Raw genomic sequence first — 5,708 nt, forward strand, 5'->3', positions numbered from 1 at the left:
ACAAAGAAAATCCCCCGACAAGCTAATGTCGGGGGATATTTCAGAATAGAGAGCTGACGATGACCTACTCTCACATGGGCGAACCACACTACCATTGGCGCTACGATGTTTCACTTCTGAGTTCGGGAAGGGATCAGGTGGGGCCATCGCGCTATTGTCGTCAGCAAAGGGGGTTAGATATGAGTCTGTTATTGTTTTTATTGACATCAAGTTTGAGCTTGTTGTCGATCAACTTGTAACCTAACTGAATCAAGGTTAAAGGTGATATCGAAATATTCTTTCTTTATTCTATAGCCTGAGCTATACAAGATAGATTAATTAGACTTGTATACAAACCACTTGGGTGTTGTATGGTCAAGCCAAACGAGCAATTAGTACAGGTTAGCTACACGCATCGCTGCGCTTCCACACCCTGCCTATCAACGTCCTAGTCTTGAACGGCTCTTTAGGGAAATCTAATCTTGAGGTGGGCTTCCCGCTTAGATGCTTTCAGCGGTTATCCCATCCGAACGTAGCTACCGGGCAATGCCACTGGCGTGACAACCCGAACACCAGAGGTTCGTCCACTCTGGTCCTCTCGTACTAGGAGCAGATCCTCTCAAATTTCCAACGCCCACGGTAGATAGGGACCGAACTGTCTCACGACGTTCTAAACCCAGCTCGCGTACCTCTTTAAATGGCGAACAGCCATACCCTTAGGACCTGCTTCAGCCCTAGGATGAGATGAGCCGACATCGAGGTGCCAAACACCGCCGTCGATATGAACTCTTGGGCGGTATCAGCCTGTTATCCCCAGAGTACCTTTTATCCGTTGAGCGATGGCCCTTCCATACAGAACCACCGGATCACTAAGACCTACTTTCGTACCTGCTCGACTTGTGGGTCTCGCAGTTAAGCGCGCTTTTGCCTTTATACTCTACGACCGATTTCCGACCGGTCTGAGCGCACCTTCGTACTCCTCCGTTACTCTTTAGGAGGAGACCGCCCCAGTCAAACTACCCACCATACATTGTCCTCGGTATTGTTATACCTGAGTTAGAACCCCAACATGACCAGGGTGGTATTTCAAGATTGGCTCCACCGAGACTAGCGTCTCGGCTTCAAAGCCTCCCACCTATCCTGCACAAGTCAGGTCAAAGTTCAATGTAAAGCTGTAGTAAAGGTTCACGGGGTCTTTCCGTCTAGCCGCGGGTACACAGCATCTTCACTGCGATTTCGATTTCACTGAGTCTCTGCTGGAGACAGCGCTGCCATCATTATGTCATTCGTGCAGGTCGGAACTTACCCGACAAGGAATTTCGCTACCTTAGGACCGTTATAGTTACGGCCGCCGTTTACTGGGGCTTCGATCAAGAGCTTCGCTTACGCTAACCCCATCAATTAACCTTCCAGCACCGGGCAGACATCACACCCTATACGTCCACTTTCGTGTTTGCAGAGTGCTGTGTTTTTAATAAACAGTTGCAGCAGCCTGGTATCTGCGACTGCCAGCAGCTCAAGGAGCAAGTCCTATCACCACCAACAGCGTACCTTCTCCCGAAGTTACGGTACCATTTTGCCTAGTTCCTTCAGCAGAGTTCTCTCAAGCGCCTTGGTATTCTCTACCTGATCACCTGTGTCGGTTTAGGGTACGATTCGTTTATAACTATTGCTTAGAAGCTTTTCCTGGAAGCATGGTATTTGCCACTTCGCTGTACAAGTACAGCTTGCTATCAGATCTCGGTATAGAATAGCCCGGATTTACCTAAGCTATAAACCTACATCCTTTCACCTGGACAACCAACGCCAGGCTGACATAACCTTCTCCGTCCCTCCATCGCATTATAAACAAGTATCGGAATATTAACCGATTTCCCATCGACTACGCCTTTCGGCCTCGCCTTAGGGGTCGACTCACCCAGCCCCGATTAACGTTGGACTGGAACCCTTGATCTTCCGGCGTGCGAGCTTTTCACTCGCATTATCGTTACTCACGTCAGCATTCGCTCTTGTGATACCTCCAGCATGCTTTACAACACACCTTCACAGGCTTACACAACGCTCCCCTACCACTTGAAAACAAATTCAAATCCGCAGCTTCGGCTCCTAGTTTGAGCCCCGTTACATCTTCCGCGCGGGCCGACTCGACTAGTGAGCTATTACGCTTTCTTTAAAGGATGGCTGCTTCTAAGCCAACCTCCTAGCTGTCTATGCCTTCCCACCTCGTTTCCCACTTAACTAGGAATTTGGGGCCTTAGCTGGCGGTCTGGGTTGTTTCCCTCTCCACGATGGACGTTAGCACCCACCGTGTGTCTCCCGGATATCACTCATCGGTATTCGGAGTTTGCATCGGTTTGGTAAGTCGGTATGACCCCCTAGCCGAAACAGTGCTCTACCCCCAATGGTGTTCGTCCGAGGCGCTACCTAAATAGCTTTCGGGGAGAACCAGCTATCACCGAGTTTGATTAGCCTTTCACCCCTATCCACAAGTCATCCCCTGGCTTTTCAACGACAGTGGGTTCGGTCCTCCGGTGCCTGTTACGGCACTTTCAACCTGCTCATGGATAGATCACTCGGTTTCGGGTCTATACCCTGCAACTAAACGCCCTATTAAGACTCGGTTTCCCTACGGCTCCCCTAAACGGTTAACCTTGCTACAGAATATAAGTCGCTGACCCATTATACAAAAGGTACGCGGTCACCCAACAAGTGGGCTCCCACTGCTTGTACGCACACGGTTTCAGGTTCTATTTCACTCCCCTCACAGGGGTTCTTTTCGCCTTTCCCTCACGGTACTGGTTCACTATCGGTCAGTCAGGAGTATTTAGCCTTGGAGGATGGTCCCCCCATCTTCAAACAGGATTTCTCGTGCCCCGCTCTACTTAATATGTTAACTCTAATGTTTCGAATACAGGACTATCACCTACTACGGTCAGCTTTCCCACGCTGTTCTTCTACATTAGAATTAATCGGCTTCTCCCCGTTCGCTCGCCGCTACTAGGGGAATCTCAATTGATGTCTATTCCTAAGGGTACTGAGATGTTTCACTTCCCCTCGTTCGCTTCCTAATAAATTAGGATACCTACCTTATGGTAAGTGGGTTTCCCCATTCAGAAATCTCCGGATCACAGGATATTGCCGCCTCCCCGAAGCTTATCGCAGGCTGTCACGTCTTTCATCGCCTCTGACTGCCAAGGCATCCACCATGTGCGCTTCATTACTTGACCATACAACCCCAAGTAGTCTTTCGACTTCTAAGTGTCATACAATCTAATTATGATAACGATATCACCTATGTTTATACGCTTGATTCAGTTCTCTTTACTTTTTTAATAACTCACCCCTGGGATAACAACTGATGTCGTTAAGAGGCGAGTTATTAAGGTTAAGAAGTGCGCGTGAACACGCTCTTCTTAACCCAGACTCATATCTATGTTTTTAAATAGTTCCTGTATCCTCGTCGGATAACAGGTTCTGTATAAAACAGAAAGAAGTAATCATGTCTTTATTCAAAGATAAATCACTTGTTTCTATTTATACCATTAGCACTTAAAGCTTACTGACCGTCTTAGTAGTGGTGGAGCCAAACGGAGTCGAACCGTTGACCTCCTGCGTGCAAGGCAGGCGCTCTACCAACTGAGCTATGGCCCCATTGTAAAATGGTGGGTCTAGGTGGACTTGAACCACCGACCCCCGCGTTATCAACACGGTGCTCTAACCAGCTGAGCTACAGACCCTAATACGTTTGTTAAAAACGTAAGCTTAAACTAAAGAACAACTTGTTGTGAATTCTTGCTGACCGAATGCCATCTATAAGGAGGTGATCCAGCCGCAGGTTCCCCTACGGCTACCTTGTTACGACTTCACCCCAGTCATCAACCACACCGTGGTGAACGCCTCCCCGAAGGTTAAGCTATCCACTTCTGGTGCAATCAACTCCCATGGTGTGACGGGCGGTGTGTACAAGGCCCGGGAACGTATTCACCGCGGCATTCTGATCCGCGATTACTAGCGATTCCTACTTCATGGAGTCGAGTTGCAGACTCCAATCTGGACTACGATAGGCTTTTTGAGATTCGCATCACATCGCTGTGTAGCTGCCCTCTGTACCTACCATTGTAGCACGTGTGTAGCCCTGGTCGTAAGGGCCATGATGACTTGACGTCGTCCCCGCCTTCCTCCAGTTTGTCACTGGCAGTATCCTTAGAGTTCCCGGCTTAACCCGCTGGTAACTAAGGACAAGGGTTGCGCTCGTTGCGGGACTTAACCCAACATCTCACGACACGAGCTGACGACAGCCATGCAGCACCTGTATTCTAATTCCCGAAGGCACTCCCGCATCTCTGCAGGATTCTAGATATGTCAAGACCAGGTAAGGTTCTTCGCGTTGCATCGAATTAAACCACATGCTCCACCGCTTGTGCGGGCCCCCGTCAATTCATTTGAGTTTTAACCTTGCGGCCGTACTCCCCAGGCGGTCTACTTATTGCGTTAGCTGCGTCACTAAGTCCTCAAGGGACCCAACGACTAGTAGACATCGTTTACGGCGTGGACTACCAGGGTATCTAATCCTGTTTGCTACCCACGCTTTCGAGCCTCAGTGTCAGTATGATGCCAGGAAGCTGCCTTCGCCATCGGTATTCCTTCAGATCTCTACGCATTTCACCGCTACACCTGAAATTCTACTTCCCTCTCACCTACTCTAGCCTAACAGTTTCAGATGCAGTTCCCAGGTTAAGCCCGGGGATTTCACATCTGACTTATCAAGCCACCTACGCTCGCTTTACGCCCAGTAATTCCGATTAACGCTTGCACCCTCTGTATTACCGCGGCTGCTGGCACAGAGTTAGCCGGTGCTTATTCTGCAGCTAATGTCATCGTCTCCGGGTATTAACCGAAGAGTCTTCTTCACTGCTTAAAGTGCTTTACAACCAAAAGGCCTTCTTCACACACGCGGCATGGCTGGATCAGGGTTTCCCCCATTGTCCAATATTCCCCACTGCTGCCTCCCGTAGGAGTCCGGGCCGTGTCTCAGTCCCGGTGTGGCTGATCATCCTCTCAGACCAGCTACAGATCGTCGCCATGGTAGGCCTTTACCCCACCATCTAGCTAATCCGACTTAGGCTCATCTAATAGCGAGAGCAGTAAACTGCCCCCTTTCTCCCGTAGGTCGTATGCGGTATTAATACGAGTTTCCCCGTGCTATCCCCCACTACTAGGTAGATTCCTAAGTATTACTCACCCGTCCGCCGCTCGACGCCTGGTAGCAAGCTACCATCGTTTCCGCTCGACTTGCATGTGTTAAGCCTGCCGCCAGCGTTCAATCTGAGCCATGATCAAACTCTTCAGTTTAATCTTGCTATGAAGCTCTTTAAAGAAGCTTCTAAACTTGGCTCATCTAATCTGGCAAAATCGCTAAAAATTATGTTCGTAATGAATTAACTTTGAGTTTTTCTGCTGTCTTAAATGATAATTTTTATAGTTAATAATCTTCCCGAAAAGAAAAGATAGTCAACTTTATTTTTTAGCATTCTGAATCAGCAAAAATCCACACAAGTTGTTCTTTAGTTATGCTTTTAAATAATGTCTGACACTGTCGTCCAGTGCTAGTATTTCAAACTAAATAAGTCAGCCAATGTGGCTTATCCTATTTAGCGAGCTGACCATCATATCATGTTTTAATAGTCTGTCAACTTCTTTTTTTTAATTTGTTTCAACAAGTTAACTGG

General features: G+C 48.3%; 2 tRNA genes and 3 rRNA genes. All 5 read right to left on the minus strand.

The window, feature by feature from the left end:
• Positions 1 to 51 precede the first annotated feature (51 nt).
• A 5S ribosomal RNA gene (rrf, locus tag CXF69_RS00435) occupies positions 52 to 165 on the minus strand.
• Positions 166 to 350: 185 nt separating this feature from the next.
• Positions 351 to 3,206: ribosomal RNA gene (locus tag CXF69_RS00440) — 23S ribosomal RNA — on the minus strand.
• A gap of 348 nt (positions 3,207 to 3,554) precedes the next feature.
• Positions 3,555 to 3,630, minus strand: a tRNA-Ala gene (locus CXF69_RS00445).
• Positions 3,631 to 3,639: 9 nt separating this feature from the next.
• Positions 3,640 to 3,716: transfer RNA gene (locus CXF69_RS00450), tRNA-Ile, on the minus strand.
• A 76-nt stretch (positions 3,717 to 3,792) separates the two neighbouring features.
• Positions 3,793 to 5,331: ribosomal RNA gene (locus CXF69_RS00455) — 16S ribosomal RNA — on the minus strand.
• The 16S, 23S and 5S rRNA genes sit together here with 2 tRNA genes alongside, the layout of an rRNA operon.
• Positions 5,332 to 5,708 lie beyond the last annotated feature (377 nt).

This window comes from Psychrobacter sp. Choline-02u-9, from assembly GCF_002836505.1.
GTDB lineage: Bacteria > Pseudomonadota > Gammaproteobacteria > Pseudomonadales > Moraxellaceae > Psychrobacter.